The organism is Bradyrhizobium sp. SZCCHNS3002 (genome assembly GCF_032377435.1).
Lineage (GTDB): Bacteria > Pseudomonadota > Alphaproteobacteria > Rhizobiales > Xanthobacteraceae > Bradyrhizobium.
Map to the genome: position 1 here is coordinate 42,418 of NZ_JAUHHY010000024.1, position 15,705 is coordinate 58,122.

Here is a 15,705-nt window from a genome sequence, read left to right on the forward strand (position 1 = left end):
GTATGAACGAGATTCATGCTGACGTGAATGGGTGCGCCGGCCATATCTTTGGCCCGTCCCTCTCCATGACGAAGGCCGCCAAATGCCGACAGCCCGTTCCACGTCATCGTCGGCCGACGTCGCAACGGCGCCGTCCATGTGGCCGGCGCTCGCCCTGAGCCTGGCGGCTTTCCTCACCAATTTCGATGTGACCGCCGTGGTGGTGGCCTTGCCCACCATCGCGGACGAGCTAGGGCTTGGGATCGCCGGCCAGGCCTGGATGATGGACGGCTACAGCCTCGCCTTCACGGCGGCGCTTCTGGTCGCGGGCGCTCTCGCCGACAGCCTGGGCCGTCGCCGAGCGATGCTCGGCGGCAACCTCGTTTTTGCCGCCGCATCGGTCGTGTGCGCGCTGTCGGCCGACGGCCTGACCCTCGGGCTCGCGCGGGTGTTGCAGGGACTGGGCGCGGCTTTCGTGATGACCGGCGGCATTGCGCTGATTGCCGCTCTCTATCCGCAGGCCGCCTTGCGCACGCGCGTGTTGGGGGGGCTCGGCGTCGTCTCGGGCGTTGCGATGGCGGTCGGACCGAGCATCGGCGGCGGCATTTCCGCGTGGATCGGTTGGCGCTGGATCTTCGCCGCCAATCTGCCGGCGTGCCTGCTGGCGGCCTGGAGCATTCCCCGGCTCGTTCCCGAAATGCGCAGTTCGGCGCGGCGTCCGCTCGATTATCTCGGGATGGGTCTTCTTAGCGCGGCGCTCTGCATGCTGATTGCAACCCTGCTGCACGGTCACGGCGGACCGGAACTGATCCTGGGGGTCGTGCTGGCGGCGCTTTTTTGGGCGACCTTCCTCTGGCAGCAGCGGCGCCGCACGCAGCCGATCTTCGATCCAGCGATCTTCCTCAACCGCGCGATGGTTGCCGTCGCGCTGCTGTTGAATGCCGTATCGCTCGGCTACTGGGCCGTGCTGGTCTTCCTGCCGGGTTTTCTCCGTGCGACGTTCGGCTGGACTGCCTCCGAATGCGGGTTTGCGATGCTCGCGGCGACGTTGCCGATGCTGGTCTTGCCGCCGCTCGGTGCAAGACTGGTCGTCCGGTGGGGATGGCGGCGGCACTTCACGGTCGCGCTGGCTATCATCGCCCTGGGCAATCTTGTCTTCGTCGGCGCGCTGGCCATGCCCGATCCGGCGCTCCGGTCGTGGCTCGTGCACATCGCAATGGCCGTGATCGGAAGCGGAGCCGCGCTGGCCCATCCGCAATTGTCGGGGGCCGTGGTTGCGCTGGTCCCGGCCGATCAGGCTGGGATGGCCGCGGCTGTGACGGTCGTCATGCGCCAAGCCGGCTTTGCGATCGGCATCGCGGTGCTCGGCGCGGTGTTGGGGAGATCAGGCGAAGTACCGAACTACGCGTGGGTATTCTGGGTCGCTGCGCCGGTCTGCGCGGCGGCGAGCGCATCGGCACTCCTGCTGCTGCCCTCGGCCACGGTCGCGCCGACCTGCGGGGAGAAGCAGCAGCAAGTTGCCTGATGGCGGAGACGGCCTGTCGATCAGTTGCGAACGCTGCCGACGGTCGCCGGCACGGCGAGAGCGGCGCTGCGACGATGCTGGGTGAGCACAGAGAGCTGGACCGGGGTGGCGGTGCTGTCCGCATTGATCGCAACGGTCTGCTGCGCGGCGGATGCGCCGATGACGGAGAGCTGGTGCGGGGACGCCGGCAGCGCGCCCACTTCGTAGCTCGGCAGCTCGCCGGCTACGGCAGCGCTGCTCAGCAGCGCGAGGGCAAGGAGAGAGCCGGGAATGATGTGCTTGATGGTCATCGAGAGGTCCTTTTGTGACGATGATCGATTGCATCACCTGCAATCGCTTTCGCTTCCTTGGACACTCCCTAGCGTTGTCAGCTTTATATGCGCTGCAGCATGATTTGACAATTCATGGATTGGTGATGCGGTTAAAATGGCAGTTCGCGTGCCGCCTTGATGCGGAAGGTGAATGATGTGATTTGCGATCTGAAATGAGATTGGAATGGAGTTGCGTGCGAGTGCGCTGGATTGAAACAAAATCCTGATCATGCGCTGATCGAGAGCCGATGAAGGCAGGGCTTTGGTAACGGCTTTGCTTGGGCGGCGATTCGCCCATGGACAATACGACTGCAATCTTCGAGCGTTCGCAAAACCATTGATTAATGGCCTGCCGCGCGGCCGCAGTCTCGTCAGTCCACGAACTGATCGCGCGTGTAGCCCTGGGCATAGAGCAGGGCGGTGAGGTCGCCGTGGTCGATGCGGGCCGAGGCTGCGGCAGAGACCGCCGGCTTGGCGTGATAGGCGACGCCGAGACCGGCCGCCTCGATCATGCCGAGGTCGTTGGCGCCGTCGCCGACCGCGAGCGTGTCGATCGCGTCGAGATCGAACGACTCGCGCAGCTCGATCAGGGTGGCGAGCTTGGCGTCGCGGCCGATGATCGGCTCGCGCACCTCGCCGGTGAGCTTGCCGCCGTCGACGACGAGCTCGTTGGCGCGGTTCTCCTGGAAGCCGATCTTGGCCGCGATGGCGCTGGTGAACAGCGTGAAGCCGCCGGAGATCAGGCAGGTATAGGCGCCGTTGGCGCGCATGGTCATCACCAGATGACGGCCGCCCGGCGTCAGCTTGATGCGCTTGGTCAGGACTTCGTCGACGACGCTCACCGGCAGGTCCTTCAGCAATGCGACGCGTTCGCGCAACGCCGGCTCGAACGCGATCTCGCCGCGCATGGCGCGCTCGGTGATGGCGGCGACGCGCGGCTTCAGCCCGGCGAAGTCGGCGAGCTCGTCGATACATTCCTGGCCGATCATGGTCGAGTCCATGTCGGCGAGAAAAAGCTTCTTGCGCCGGACCGCTTCCGCCTGCACGACGATGTCGATCGGCATGTCGCCGCGCAGGTCGCGCAGGCGCGCCTCGAGCTTGTGGACCTCGCCGTCGTGGGCGAACGGGATGTCGATCGCGACCTCGTCGAACAGCCAGCGCGGCGTGCCCGGCGACGGCAGCACGGCCAGGAAGGCCTCCACGATCGTGGTATCAAGCGCGGGATCGGCGGGATTGCAGATGAAGGTGGCGACGAGAGACATCAGGTGACTTTGCCAGGGATCAACAAAGCGGTGCTTATCGCAGGGCCGACCGCCAGCGGCAAGTCGGCGCTGGCGATGGAACTTGCGCAAAAAGCGGGCGGGGTCGTCATCAATACCGATTCCATGCAGGTCTACGGCGATCTGAGGGTGCTGACGGCAAGGCCGACCTGCGACGAGGAGGCCGCCGTGCCGCACCGGCTCTACGGCCATGTTGATGCCAGCGTGAACTACTCGGCCGGCCATTTTGTCCGGGATGCCGCCGAGATCCTGGGCGAGGTGCAGCGGGTCGGGCGGCTGCCGATCTTCATCGGCGGCACCGGCTTGTATTTCAAGGCGCTGACATCAGGGCTGTCCGCGGTGCCGCCCGTGCCGGATGAGGTGCGCGACGCGGTGCGCCTCAGGCTCGATCGCGACGGCGTCGAGGCCTTGCATGCCGAGCTGGCGCGACGCGATCCGGCGGCGGCCGCGCGGCTGAACGTCCGCGACCGCACCCGCGTGGCCCGCGCGCTGGAGGTGATCGAGGCCACCGGTCGGCCATTGGCCGACTGGCACGCGGAGACGACGCCACCGCTGCTGCCGGCGGGCAGCTATCGGGCGCTGTTCATCGCTCCCGAGCGCGAGGCGCTGTATCAGCGGATCGACGCGCGGTTCGATCTGATGCTGGACCGCGGCGCGTTGCAGGAGGTCGAGCGGCTGGCGGCACGCGGCCTCGATCCGCTGCTGCCGGCGATGAAGGCCCACGGCGTGCCGGCGCTGATGCGCTATATCAGAGGGGAGATCACGCGGGAGCAGGCGGCCACCATCGGCAAGGCCGACACCCGCCATTACGCCAAGCGGCAGTTCACCTGGTTCCGGCACCAGTTGCCGGAGTTCGAGTGGATGAGCCCCGAGGCGGCGCGGGCGTGGGTGGCATCCCTCTGATCGTCATCGCGAGGAGCGCAGCGACGAAGCGATCCCGAGTTGTCGAGTGGGGCCCCTGGATTGCTTCGCTTCGCTCGCAATGACGGCGTGATGGCCAAATTACCGCTCGCCGAACGGAAAATTCCGCGTTAACATCCATAAATCGCGCAGCAGAGCCGGCTTTGCCTTGACATCGAGGCAACCATGGCTATGTTTCGCGCAACCTTTGGGAAGCTTGCTCGGCATCATGCGCAACTTTATTGCCCTCCTTATCGTAGTCGTACCCAGGCGCATCGCCGGGGATGGCTAGCGGCCATCCATGATCCGAGCGGTGCGCAGGGCCTTCCAGGGCCCTTTTTTATTGCCCGAAGCGACCCGACCACGCTGAACCAACAGAAAACCAGCCGACCGAACCGACCGACCAAAACGACAAGCCGCTGAGACCCAGCGATCCGGAGCCCACCATGACCGACAAGAGCCACGATCCGAACCAGATGACCGGCGCCGCGATGATCGTGCGCGCGCTCATCGACCACGGCGTGCAGCACATCTTCGGCTATCCGGGCGGCGCGGTGCTTCCGATCTATGACGAGATCTTCCAGCAGAGCGAGGTTCAGCACATCCTGGTCCGCCACGAGCAGGGCGCCGGCCACGCCGCCGAAGGCTATGCGCGCTCGACCGGCAAGCCGGGCGTCGTGCTGGTGACCTCGGGCCCCGGCGCGACCAACATGGTGACGCCGCTGGCGGACGCACTGATGGATTCGATTCCCCTGGTCTGCATCACCGGCCAGGTGCCGACGCACCTGATCGGCAACGATGCGTTCCAGGAATGCGACACGGTCGGCATCACCCGGCCCTGCACCAAGCACAACTGGCTGGTCCGCGATGTCAACGACCTCGCCAAGGTGCTGCACGAGGCGTTCTACGTCGCCACCACGGGCCGTCCCGGCCCGGTCGTGGTCGACGTGCCGAAGGACGTGCAGTTCGCGACCGGCACCTATCATCCGCCGCGCAAGTCGGACGTCCACGTGTCCTATTCGCCGCGCGTCAAGGGCGACGCGATGCAGATCCGCAAGGCCGTGGCGCTGCTGGCCTCGGCCAAGCGGCCGGTGATCTATTCCGGCGGCGGCGTCGTCAATTCGGGCCCCGAAGCCTCGAAGCTGCTGCGCGAGCTGGTCGAGGTGACGGGCTTCCCGATCACCTCGACCCTGATGGGGCTCGGCGCCTATCCGGCGTCGGGCAAGAACTGGCTTGGCATGCTCGGCATGCACGGCACCTACGAGGCCAACATGGCGATGCATGATTGCGACGTCATGCTGTGCGTCGGCGCGCGCTTCGATGACCGCATCACCGGGCGCACCGATGCGTTCTCGCCCGGCTCGAAGAAGATCCACATCGACATCGATCCGTCCTCGATCAACAAGAACATCCGCGTCGACGTGCCGATCATCGGCGATTGCGGCGATGTGCTCGCCGACATCCTGCAGGTGTTCAGGGCCGAGGCGAAGAAGCCGGACATCAAGTCGTGGTGGCAGGAGATCGCCGTCTGGCGCGCGCGCAACTCGCTGGCCTACAAGCCGAACCGCGACGTGATCATGCCGCAATATGCGATCCAGCGGCTGTTCGAGCTGACGCGCGGGCGCGATACCTACATCACGACCGAGGTCGGCCAGCACCAGATGTGGGCGGCGCAGTTCTACGGCTTCGAGGAGCCGCACCGCTGGATGACCTCGGGCGGCCTCGGCACCATGGGCTACGGCCTGCCGGCGGCGATCGGCGTGCAGGTGGCGCATCCCGACAGCCTGGTCATCGACATCGGCGGCGACGCCTCGGTGCAGATGACGATGCAGGAGATGTCGACGGCCGTGCAGTACGAGCTGCCGGTCAAGATCTTCATCCTGAACAACCAGTACATGGGCATGGTGCGCCAGTGGCAGCAGCTGCTGCACGGCAACCGCCTGTCGCATTCCTACTCGGAGGCGCTGCCGGACTTCGTCAAGCTCGCCGAAGCCTATGGCGGCGTTGGTCTGCAGGTCAGCAAGCCCGGCGACCTCGACGGCGCGATCAAGGAGATGATCTCGGTCAAGAAGCCGGTGCTGTTCGACTGCCGCGTCGCGGCGCTGGAGAACTGCTTCCCGATGATCCCGTCGGGCAAGGCGCACAACGAGATGATCCTGCCGGCGGAAGCGTCCGATCCGGCGGCGGCGTTCGCCGGCGGCAAGGCGCTGGTGTGAGTTCGACAGGAGTGATGGTGCGGTGATGGCACGCGCGTTCGGCAGTCTGGCTCTCAACCTCTCCCCGCTTGCGGGGGCGCGACGAGCTTCGCTCGCGCTGAGAGGTCGGATCGCATCGCCAGATGCGATCCGGGTGAGGGGGTACAGGTCTCACCACGCGCAAGTCCCGTGCGTCTGCCCCTCACCCCGACCCTCTCCCCGTAAGAACGGGGAGAGGGAGCGCAGCGGCGCCTGGAGCTGTCCGCTTCTGACAAATGAGCAATTCCATGTTCGCGCTCGCTGAGCTCGAAGCCGCCCACGCCATCGTCGCCGCCGCGGTGCCGGCGACGCCCGCGCATGCGTGGCCGTTGCTGGCGCAGCGGCTGGGGACGCACGTCGTCGTCAAGCACGAGAACCACACCCCAGCCGGGGCCTTCAAGGTGCGCGGCGGGCTGGTCTATGTCGACAGCCTCAAGCGCACGCAGCCCGATGTCCGCGGCCTGATCACCGCGACGCGCGGCAATCATGGCCAGAGCATCGCCTTCGCCGGCCGCCGCAACGGCCTGCCGGTGACGATCTACGTGCCCCGGGGCAACTCGGTCGAGAAGAACCGCGCGATGGCGGCGTTCGGCGCTGCGCTGATCGAGCATGGCAGCGACTTCCAGGAGGCGCGCGAGGAAGCCGGGCGTCACGCTGCGCGCGACGGCCTGCACATGGTGCCGTCGTTCCATCGCGATCTCGTGCGCGGTGTCGCCACCTACGCGCTGGAGCTGTTGCGCAGCGCCCCCGATCTCGACGTGCTTTACGTCTCGATCGGGCAGGGCTCCGGCATCTGCGGCTGCATCCTCGCGCGCGATCTCCTGGGCCTGAAGACCGAGATCGTCGGCGTGCAGTCGACCGAGGCGCCGTCCTACGCGCTGTCGTTCGCCGCGCGGACGGTGGTGACGACCAACAGCGCCGACACCCACGCCGATGGTCTCGCCACGCGCAGCCCGGATGCGGATGCGCTCGCGATCATCCTGAAAGGCGCCTCGCGGATCGTGCAGGTCAGCGACGCCGAGATCGCCGAGGCCGTGCGCATCCTGTGGACCGACACGCATAATCTCGCCGAAGGCGCTGGTGCGGCGTCGCTCGCAGCCGCCTTGCAGGAAAAGGGCAGGCTGGCCGGCAAGCGCGTCGGTCTGGTGCTGACCGGCGGCAACATCGATCTCGATTTGTTCAGGCGCTGGGTGCTGCCGGCAGCAACCGAAGAAATGGCGGAGTTGTCGTAATGGGCACTCCGCTCACTCCACATACCGCCGTCATGCCCGGGCTTGACCCGCCTGCGCGGCCGAAGCCGCTTCGGCGCGGCGAAGGCCCGGGCATCCACGATGCCGCACGCGCGACGCTCGACGTGGATGGCCGGGACAAGCCCGGCCATGACGGATGAAATTCTAAGGGGACACCAATGAACCAGCCAGCCTCCGCCTATTTCATCGAAGACCGCCACGATCCGAACGAAACGCACACGCTTGCCGTGCTGGTGCAGAACGAGCCCGGCGTGCTGGCGCGGGTCATCGGCCTGTTCTCGGGGCGCGGCTACAACATCGAGAGCCTCACCGTCTCCGAGACCGAGAGCCAGAAGCACCTGTCGCGCATCACCATCGTCACGACCGGCACGCCGATGGTGATCCAGCAGATCAAGCATCAGCTCGACCGCATGATCCCGGTCTATCGCGTCGTCGACATGACGCTGACGAAACGCGCGATCGAGCGCGAGCTGGCGATGGTCAAGGTGCGCGGCATCGGCGAGCCGCGCGTCGAGGCGCTGCGGCTGGCGGATGCGTTCCGCGCCCGCGTGATCGACGCCACCACCGAGAGCTTCGTGTTCGAGATCACAGGCAACACCGACAAGATCACGCAATTCATCGATCTGATGCGTCCGCTGGGCCTGGTGGAAGTCGCCAGGACCGGCATTGCGGCGATCGGGCGGGGACCGGAAGGGATGTGAGCCATGCTGGCGCGCGACTGGTACTACAACGAACGCAACCGGATCGGTCTCGATCATGCCGTGGCCTCGATCTACGGTTCGGGCGACGATGCCGACGAGCGTGCGCGCGCCGCGTTGAAGATGCTCGGTGTCAAGCCGGGCTGGCGGGTGGCCGACATCGGCTGCGGCAATGGCGTGCTGGCGACGGAAGCGGCGCTGATGGGGGCCGTGGTGGACGCCATCGACATCTCGCCGGCGATGCTGGCGCTGACCAAGATCTACACCCGCGACCGCCGTACCGCGGTGCGGATGCATTCGGCGGGGCTGCTGTCGTTCGCCTATGAGCCTGCCACCTATGACCTGATCGCCAGCGAGTTCACGCTGCACCACCTGCCGGATTTCTGGAAGGCGGTGGCGCTGGCACGGATCTTCGCGGCGCTGAAGCCGGGCGCGCAGTTCTTCCTGCGCGACATCGTCTATGTCTCCATGCCCGACGGCGCGGAGCGCTCGGTTGAGCAATGGGCGGATTTCAACATCAAGAACCACGACCTCGCCCGCGACAGCGTCATCACCCACATGCGCGACGAGAACTCCACCTTCGCCTGGGTGATGGAGCGCATGCTGACCGAGGTCGGCTTCGTCACGGTGTCCGCCGACTATCACGCCCCGATGCACGCGACCTACGTGCTGCAGAAGCCGGCGGGGCAGGGCTAGCTATGAGCGGCAGATTGGTGAGTCTCACTTTCGCGCAGGCGACGGTGCGCTCCCTCTCCCCGTTCTTACGGGGAGAGGGTCGGGGTGAGGGGCAGCCGCACGGGGAGCGTTCGCCGTTAGACCTGTACCCCCTCACCCGGATTGCATCTGGCGATGCAATCCGACCTCTCCCCGCAAGCGGGGCGAGGTTGCACTGCCCGCGCCGCGACAGGCGCGGCCGCCATGCGCAGGTGACCGCAAGTCAGTGCTTGCTTGCGGCGAGAACGTCCTGATGTCCCAGCAGCTCCTCATCGCCTTCGTCACCTTCGCCTTCGTGATGGCGTTCACGCCGGGGCCGAACAACATCATGCTGCTGTCGTCGGGCGTGACCCATGGCTTCCGCCGCACGGTGCCGCACATGATGGGCGTCAGCTTCGGCTTCGCCTTCATGGTCGGCGCGGTCGGCTTCGGGCTGGCCACGGTGTTCATCCGCTACCCGGTCCTGCAAGACGTTCTGAAATATCTCGGCGCGGCCTATCTGATCTACCTGGCGGTTGCGATCGCCTTGTCCGGATCGACCAAGCCTGAGGACACCACGCCGCGCGGCCCGATGTCGTTCTGGGGCGCGGCGCTGTTCCAGTGGGTCAACGCCAAGGGCTGGGTGATGGTGATCAGCACCATCACCGCCTATGCCGCGATTGCCAGCTTTCCGGCCAATGTCGGGCTGCAGGTCGCGATCAGCTTCGTGATGGCGATCGGCTCGACCATCACCTGGACCCTGTTCGGCACCGCACTGCGGCCGCTGCTGAGCTCCGACCGTGCGGTCCGCGCCTTCAACATCCTGATGGCCGCGCTGCTGCTTGCCTCGCTCTATCCCGTCTTCATGGACGCATGAAGGACGCCGCCGCCATGCGAGATCGGGGTTTCCAACGGGACCCAAAATGCTCTAGACACGGGCCGGATTTCGTCCGGGCGCAGCCGCCCGTGCCTCACCCAAGCGTCTGACTTTTCAGCCAATTCCGGCCATCTCAAAGAGGAAACGACAATGCGTGTCTACTACGATCGCGACGCCGATCTGAACCTGATCAAGGGCAAGAAGGTCGTCATCGTCGGCTATGGCAGCCAGGGCCACGCCCACGCGCTCAACCTGAAGGATTCCGGCGTCAAGGACGTCGCGATCGCGCTGCGCAAAGGCTCGGCCTCGGCCAAGAAGGCCGAAGGCGCCGGCTTCAAGGTGATGGAAGTCGCCGAGGCCGCGAAGTGGGCCGACCTCGTGATGATGCTGACCCCGGACGAGCTGCAGGGCGACATCTACCGCGAGCACCTGCACGACAACATGAAGCAGGGCGCCGCACTGGTGTTCGCCCACGGCCTGAACGTCCACTTCAACCTGCTCGACCCGCGCGCCGATCTCGACGTGCTGATGATCGCGCCGAAAGGCCCCGGCCACACCGTCCGCTCCGAGTACCAGCGCGGCGGCGGCGTGCCCTGCCTGATCGCGATCGCCAAGGACTCCTCGGGCAACGCCCATGACCTCGGCCTGTCCTACGCCTCGGCGATCGGCGGCGGCCGCGCCGGCATCATCGAGACGACCTTCAAGGAAGAGTGCGAGACCGACCTGTTCGGCGAGCAGGCGGTGCTGTGCGGCGGCCTGGTCGAACTGATCAAGGCCGGCTACGAGACGCTGACCGAGGCCGGCTACGCGCCGGAGATGGCCTATTTCGAGTGCCTCCACGAGGTCAAGCTGATCGTCGACCTGATCTATGAAGGCGGGATCGCCAACATGAACTACTCGATCTCCAACACCGCCGAGTACGGCGAGTACGTCACCGGCCCGCGCATCATCACGCCGGAGACCAAGGCCGAGATGAAGCGCGTGCTCGACGACATCCAGTCCGGCCGCTTCGCGCGCGACTGGATGCTGGAGAACAAGGTCAACCAGACCTCGTTCAAGGCGACCCGCGCCAAGCTTGCCCAGCACCCGATCGAGGAAGTCGGTGCCCGCCTGCGCGACATGATGCCCTGGATCAAGAAGGGCGCGCTGGTCGACAAGAGCAAGAACTGAGCTGTCATATTCGACGGTTGGGACCGCGGTAGCGCGGTCCCCGCCATCGGCTCAATCAAAAGCCTCCGTCCTTGTCGGGCGGAGGCTTTTTCGTGGCTGCGACGGCGAAGCGTGGTTCAGCCCGGCCGTTTGCAACACCCACAGCTGTCGTCCCTGCGAACGCAGGGACCCATAACCACCGGCTTTTGTTTTGCGAAGGACGATGATCCAGACCGTTTCCGCCAACTCACATCACGCGGTATGGGTCCCCGCGTTCGCGGGGACGACGGCAGTGGGCGGGAAGACGACGAGCGCCTAACCGCTGATGCTGGTTCGGTCAGGACGCCGTGTGCCGCGAAGCCAGCGGCGTGAGCAGGCGGACGATCTCACTGACCGCGACGAGGCCGACCAGCCAGGCGGCGCTGGTCAGGCCGAGGCGGGCGACGATCGGGAGCGCGAAGCTTGCGGCCCCGCCGAGTGCGGGCGTGGCGGCCAGCAGCACCAGCTCATAGGCCGCGTAGGCACTGAGGAGCGCGACGGCAAACGCGGCCGGCGCTGGTGCCGTGCGCAAGGCCGCCAGCGCCATGCGGGCGACGAGCGTGGCACCCAGCGCCGCAACGCCGATCATCGCGCCCCAGGCCAGCGTGTTGGCATCCACCGGATAATGCAGCGCGCCGAAGCCGATGCCCTGGTTGACCAGCCAGGCGCCGAGCATCACCGGCAGCGCCATGCGCAGCGGCAGCATGGCGGCGGCGATCACGGCGAAGGCCGCAAACGGCGTCGCGCAGGCGAACACGAAGCTCGCCAGCGCGCAGGCAGCTGTCAGCAGCGCGAAGCAGAACGCAGCGGCATGCCGTTGCGGAACGGGCGCGAGGCGAGCCTCGGAACCAGATCGGGCGAGAACGTCGAGAGTCATGGAACATCTCCTTCTGTTGCGATTGTAGTCCATTTCGGCAGCTTCTGTCAGCCGCCGGGAAGTTGGCCGGCAGCGTCACTGCACGCCGAAGCTCGCCACCCGGATGCCGCCGAACGCGCCGAAGCCGGGCGCCAGGAATCCGGTCGGGTTCTGGGCGTGACGGTTGAAGAGGTTGTCGATCCGGCCGAACAGCTTGACCTGGTCGGACAGCGCGTAGTCGCCGCGCAGGTTGACGACCGTGTAGCCGGGTGCGACGAGGCCGGTGGTCATGCCGTCGCGGCTGACATCGAGCCAGTCGCTGATCCTCAGCACGGTGGCCGACAGGCTGAGCGCATCGACCGGCAGCCAGATCGCGGTTGCGCTCCATTTCTCCTTCGGCCGTCGCAATAGCTGCTGACCGGTGGCCGCATCGACTGCGCGGGTGAAGGTGTAGTCCGCGCGCAGCGAGATCCGATCGGTGAGATCAGCCGTCACGAAGCTCTCGGTGCCTTCGGTGGTCGCGAGGCCCACATTGGCATAGGAGGTGAAGGTCGCGTTGAAATTGATCAGGTTGGTGATGCTGTTGTGGAAGTAGGTCGTGCCGAAGCGGATGCGATCCGAAAACAGCGGCTGCTCGAAGCCGGCATCGTAGCCGGTGCTCTCTTCCGGCTTCAGGTCCGGATTGGCGAAGAAGTTGAAGGCCGGAAAATCCTGGTGCAGCTGGCTCAAGGTCGGTGCCTTGAAGCCGGTGCCGTAGCTCGCCTTCAGCTTGGTCTCGGTGAGCGGCAGGATCACCGCCGGCGCGATGCGGTAGGTGCCATGGCCGCCGAACTGGTCGTTGACGTCGTTGCGCAGGCTCGCCACCACGAACCAGCGCTTGGCGAGCTCCGTCTGCAGCTCGACGAAGCCGGCCTTGTTGCCGTTCTCGGCGGAAAGATCGGTTGTTTTCAGCCGCTCGGTCTGCTGCTCCAGCCCGACGACGAGATTGTTGTGCGGCGCCAGTTCGGTCACCGCGTGCCAGTCATATTTGATGCGCTCCCCCGTGGCGACCGCGGCCACGGGATTGCCGGCCGTCAGATCGGACGACCAGTTGTTCACGTAGTTGACGCCGAAGTAGTTCCTGATGCGGCCCCCGAGCAGCGACCACACGGCTTCCTGGCGCGTTGCCAGCTGGTGGACGGTGTGTTTGCTCCTGATCGCATCGGGAACGCTGGGAAAGCCGCTGTCGCCGGTGAACAGCAGGGTGGCGTCGGTGTAGCGGACAACCGAATTCAGTGTCCAGGCCTCGTTGAGATCGACGCCGAGCTTGGACGAGGCGGTCACGTTGTCGTAGGCGTTGCCGATCGCCTTCTGCCCGGCCGGGAGCAGTTGCCATGGCGTCACCGGCACGTCGCCGGCGTGCAGATGCGCGACGTTGACCGCGTAGTTGACATTGTTTTGTGAGCCGCTGACGCCGGCCGACTGGTTGAAGGTCTTGAACGAGCCGGTCTCGACCGAGGCGGTCGCCCGCGCCGGGCCGTCGCCCTTGCGCGTGATCACCGAGATCACGCCGCCGATCGCATCGGAGCCGTACAGCCCGCTCTGCGGCCCGCGCAGCACCTCGAGCTGCTGGATGTCGGCGGCGAGCAGATGCGCGAAATCGAACGCACCGTTGCTGTTGGTGACGTCGCCGACGTCGATGCCGTCGATGATGAGCTTGGTGTGGTTGGCATTGGTGCCGCGCATGAAGACGTTGGTCTGGCCGCCCGGGCCGCCGGCCTGCACGACGTTCAATCCGGGGACGGTGCTCAGGATGTCCGGCACCGTGCGGGCCTGCTGCGCGGCGATGTCCTTGTCGGTCACCACCGTGATCGCATTCGCGACGTTGGCGACCGGCGTCACGATGCCGGCCGGGCTGACCGCGACGGGCGGGCTGGCCGGCGATTCCGGCTTTGCCGCCGGCATCTGTTGATGCGCGGCGTTGCCGGCTCTGCGGGGGATGGCCGGTTTCGGAGCGATCGGCCGGTGCGGCGGGTCGACCTCGACCGGCGGCAGCAGATCGGGCGAGGCGGATTGCTGCGCCGTTGCGGGGGAGGGACCGAGCAGCGCGAACGACGAGAGGAGGTAGAACGACGACAGAAGGGCGCGACGGCGCCTGGCATGGGGAACGGGAGACACGAGTGACCTCGGCATGACGTCAGTGGCACGTCACCGCGAACGAGGTCTCATGCACGCCTTTGCAGGCCTGCCTGAAAACGATGCCAATAACGCCCCGACCGGCATCCTCGCGTGTGACCACGGCTGACGGCAGGTCTCCTGGCTCGCGGGTCGTCACCTCCACGTCGCCTTCCCGGGACCGAGATTTCCCAGTGGCCTCTGACGCGAGATTCGCCGCTTACAGTTGCGGGGGCAGCTGCGGCCTTCGGTCACGTCCCTTGCGAGACGTCTCCGGCACCGCATTCCCTATTGAGCCCCGGTCGAGGGGCACCGTCGCCGTCACCGTAGGAGTGCGGGCGCACCAAAGTCAATCCGGCGCCCGGTGATCTCCTGGCGATAACGCGCTGGCGTGGATTGCGTGTGGCGAACTCTCTCGGCTGCCGCGTTCGGCATGAGATACCCGGCACCCGCGACGCCCCACAGCTGTCGTTCGCAGGGACGACAGCGGGGTGTGAGGCGCGAATCAATTCCGGCGCGGATCGCTTTTGCGAGCGCCGCTTACTTCTCGACCTTGTTGTGCACCATCCAGAACCGCAGGGTGCGCTGGGCGGTGTCGAGGGACAGGCGGGAATAGTCGCGTTCCGCGAGCTTCAGCGTGTCGCTGTCGATGGCGTGCTTGATCGGCCGGTGGGTCAGGATCTTCGCCACCACCGACCAGGCCAGCCCGGCGGCACGGCAGGGGATCAGCACGATGTCGGTGCGCGGGCCCTCCAGCACCTTGGCCATCATCTCGGTCGGGACGTTGTTGAGCAGGCCGAGTGCGGCGGACACCTCGCCGAAGCGGCGCGTCTCGGCGAAGAAGGCGATGGCGGAATCGTTGAGCTCGTTCAGCCCCTTCATGCGCTTGACGGCCTCTTCGGCCAGCGTGAAGTCGCGCCCGATCAGGCCGCCGTCGCTGCGCACAACGTCGGCGATCGCCTTGAGGATCTTCTTGATCTCCTGCTGCAACGCCGGCGGCGCCGAGGCCATCAACTTGGCGCGCACGGCTTCGGTCGCGCGGCGCAGCAGGTCGCGCAGATGCTTGGTGGGCAGGTCGATGCGCAGCCCGATGATCTCGGACAATTCGTCGTCGTCCTCGGCATGCGCCATCATCCCGGAATAGCCGGTCTCGGAGAAGCGCGCGGTCTGGTTGTTGGCAAGCTTGCGGATGACCCGGCGCTCGCCGCGGTCGACGATGATGTCGGTCACCGCCTCGGTCAGATGCGGGCGGCTGGAGATCGCCATCAGGTGATCCTGGCCCTTGGTCGCCGCGACCTCCACCAGCGTATGCTCGGTGAGCCGGCTCGAGTGCATCAGCACGTTCTCGGCCACCGAGATTTCATCGTCGCGGGCGAGCTGCTGGATCAATTCGACGGGCGCATAGTCGACCGGCGCGAGATGCTTGCTGAGCTCGGCCCGCGCGCGGGTCTCGACCCGCGAGACCAGCATGCACAGCACGTTGTCGAACACCTTGATCTGGTCCTCGCTGAGGCGTTCGCCGTCATGCAGGAACAGGTTGGTGACCTGGCGCAGCGTGTTGACGCGCTTCGCCGAGGAGCCGCTGCGGACGGCCTCTTCGAGTTCGGTGATGATGGAGTTTTCTGAAAGCGGAAGCTGTTCTGGCTGTGACACGATCGCGCCCGTTGGTCCGGATTGCCGGAGCGACAGCAACGCGTGTGATCCGCTGCAAGGCTTTCGGCCGGGGCAGTTTTCGGCACGGGAAATAACAATGCGTTAGG

The 15,705-nt window shown here is 66.3% G+C and carries 13 protein-coding genes and 1 riboswitch; of the genes, 8 read left to right on the top strand and 5 right to left on the bottom strand.

Going from position 1 to position 15,705, the window contains the following annotated elements; genetic code table 11:
- The first annotated feature begins 136 nt into the window (after nucleotides 1–136).
- Entirely contained in the window at nucleotides 137–1,504 is a 1,368-nt protein-coding gene (locus QW845_RS32345) for an MFS transporter (RefSeq protein WP_315805563.1), read from the top strand.
- Nucleotides 1,505–1,524: 20 nt separating this feature from the next.
- On the opposite strand, the gene QW845_RS32350 is transcribed toward QW845_RS32345, so the two are convergent.
- Complete coding sequence (locus QW845_RS32350; RefSeq protein ID WP_315805564.1) at nucleotides 1,525–1,794, bottom strand: hypothetical protein; 270 nt, start codon at nucleotides 1,792–1,794, stop codon at nucleotides 1,525–1,527.
- Nucleotides 1,795–2,186: 392 nt separating this feature from the next.
- Nucleotides 2,187–3,077 (bottom strand): phosphoserine phosphatase SerB, encoded by an 891-nt coding sequence (serB, locus tag QW845_RS32355; RefSeq protein WP_315805565.1) that lies wholly within the window; start codon nucleotides 3,075–3,077, stop codon nucleotides 2,187–2,189.
- A gap of 3 nt (nucleotides 3,078–3,080) precedes the next feature.
- On the opposite strand from serB, the gene miaA reads away from it, so the two are divergent.
- From miaA to ilvC, 7 genes are all read left to right on the top strand, one after another.
- Nucleotides 3,081–3,998, top strand: coding sequence for a tRNA (adenosine(37)-N6)-dimethylallyltransferase MiaA (miaA, locus tag QW845_RS32360; protein WP_315805566.1), 918 nt, complete (start codon nucleotides 3,081–3,083; stop codon nucleotides 3,996–3,998).
- A gap of 443 nt (nucleotides 3,999–4,441) precedes the next feature.
- Nucleotides 4,442–6,211, top strand: a complete 1,770-nt coding sequence (locus QW845_RS32365) for an acetolactate synthase 3 large subunit (protein WP_315805567.1) — start codon at nucleotides 4,442–4,444, stop codon at nucleotides 6,209–6,211.
- Nucleotides 6,212–6,477: 266 nt separating this feature from the next.
- Complete coding sequence (locus QW845_RS32370; RefSeq protein ID WP_315805568.1) at nucleotides 6,478–7,461, top strand: threonine dehydratase; 984 nt, start codon at nucleotides 6,478–6,480, stop codon at nucleotides 7,459–7,461.
- A gap of 176 nt (nucleotides 7,462–7,637) precedes the next feature.
- Nucleotides 7,638–8,180 (top strand): acetolactate synthase small subunit, encoded by a 543-nt coding sequence (ilvN, locus tag QW845_RS32375; protein ID WP_315805569.1) that lies wholly within the window; start codon nucleotides 7,638–7,640, stop codon nucleotides 8,178–8,180.
- 3 nt (nucleotides 8,181–8,183) lie between these two features.
- Nucleotides 8,184–8,873, top strand: a complete 690-nt coding sequence (locus tag QW845_RS32380) for a class I SAM-dependent methyltransferase (protein WP_315805570.1) — start codon at nucleotides 8,184–8,186, stop codon at nucleotides 8,871–8,873.
- 271 nt (nucleotides 8,874–9,144) lie between these two features.
- Nucleotides 9,145–9,747: a LysE family translocator gene (locus QW845_RS32385; protein ID WP_315805571.1), complete on the top strand. Its 603-nt coding sequence runs from the start codon at nucleotides 9,145–9,147 to the stop codon at nucleotides 9,745–9,747.
- A 150-nt stretch (nucleotides 9,748–9,897) separates the two neighbouring features.
- A complete protein-coding gene (gene ilvC / locus QW845_RS32390) occupies nucleotides 9,898–10,917 on the top strand; it encodes a ketol-acid reductoisomerase (protein ID WP_315713342.1) in 1,020 nt (339 codons plus the stop codon).
- A 316-nt stretch (nucleotides 10,918–11,233) separates the two neighbouring features.
- Here ilvC and QW845_RS32395 read toward each other — a convergent pair whose 3' ends face one another.
- From QW845_RS32395 to QW845_RS32405, 3 genes are all read right to left on the bottom strand, one after another.
- Nucleotides 11,234–11,812, bottom strand: a complete 579-nt coding sequence (locus QW845_RS32395) for a hypothetical protein (RefSeq protein ID WP_315805572.1) — start codon at nucleotides 11,810–11,812, stop codon at nucleotides 11,234–11,236.
- A gap of 75 nt (nucleotides 11,813–11,887) precedes the next feature.
- A complete protein-coding gene (locus QW845_RS32400; RefSeq protein WP_315805573.1) occupies nucleotides 11,888–13,948 on the bottom strand; it encodes a TonB-dependent receptor domain-containing protein in 2,061 nt (686 codons plus the stop codon).
- A 110-nt stretch (nucleotides 13,949–14,058) separates the two neighbouring features.
- Nucleotides 14,059–14,277, bottom strand: a riboswitch (cobalamin riboswitch).
- A 208-nt stretch (nucleotides 14,278–14,485) separates the two neighbouring features.
- On the bottom strand, nucleotides 14,486–15,598 hold the full coding sequence (locus QW845_RS32405; RefSeq protein ID WP_315805574.1) for a DUF2336 domain-containing protein: 1,113 nt from the start codon (nucleotides 15,596–15,598) through the stop codon (nucleotides 14,486–14,488).
- Nucleotides 15,599–15,705 lie beyond the last annotated feature (107 nt).

What these genes read in the sequence shown, in the direction of transcription:
- QW845_RS32345 (WP_315805563.1), top strand. Translation starts at nt 137, where the DNA reads ATGTGGCCGGCGCTCGCCCTGAGCCTGGCGGCTTTCCTCACCAATTTC.
- QW845_RS32350 (WP_315805564.1), bottom strand. Translation starts at nt 1,794, where the DNA reads ATGACCATCAAGCACATCATTCCCGGCTCTCTCCTTGCCCTCGCGCTG.
- serB (WP_315805565.1), bottom strand. Translation starts at nt 3,077, where the DNA reads ATGTCTCTCGTCGCCACCTTCATCTGCAATCCCGCCGATCCCGCGCTT.
- QW845_RS32365 (WP_315805567.1), top strand. Translation starts at nt 4,442, where the DNA reads ATGACCGACAAGAGCCACGATCCGAACCAGATGACCGGCGCCGCGATG.
- QW845_RS32370 (WP_315805568.1), top strand. Translation starts at nt 6,478, where the DNA reads ATGTTCGCGCTCGCTGAGCTCGAAGCCGCCCACGCCATCGTCGCCGCC.
- ilvN (WP_315805569.1), top strand. Translation starts at nt 7,638, where the DNA reads ATGAACCAGCCAGCCTCCGCCTATTTCATCGAAGACCGCCACGATCCG.
- QW845_RS32380 (WP_315805570.1), top strand. Translation starts at nt 8,184, where the DNA reads ATGCTGGCGCGCGACTGGTACTACAACGAACGCAACCGGATCGGTCTC.
- QW845_RS32385 (WP_315805571.1), top strand. Translation starts at nt 9,145, where the DNA reads ATGTCCCAGCAGCTCCTCATCGCCTTCGTCACCTTCGCCTTCGTGATG.
- ilvC (WP_315713342.1), top strand. Translation starts at nt 9,898, where the DNA reads ATGCGTGTCTACTACGATCGCGACGCCGATCTGAACCTGATCAAGGGC.
- QW845_RS32395 (WP_315805572.1), bottom strand. Translation starts at nt 11,812, where the DNA reads ATGACTCTCGACGTTCTCGCCCGATCTGGTTCCGAGGCTCGCCTCGCG.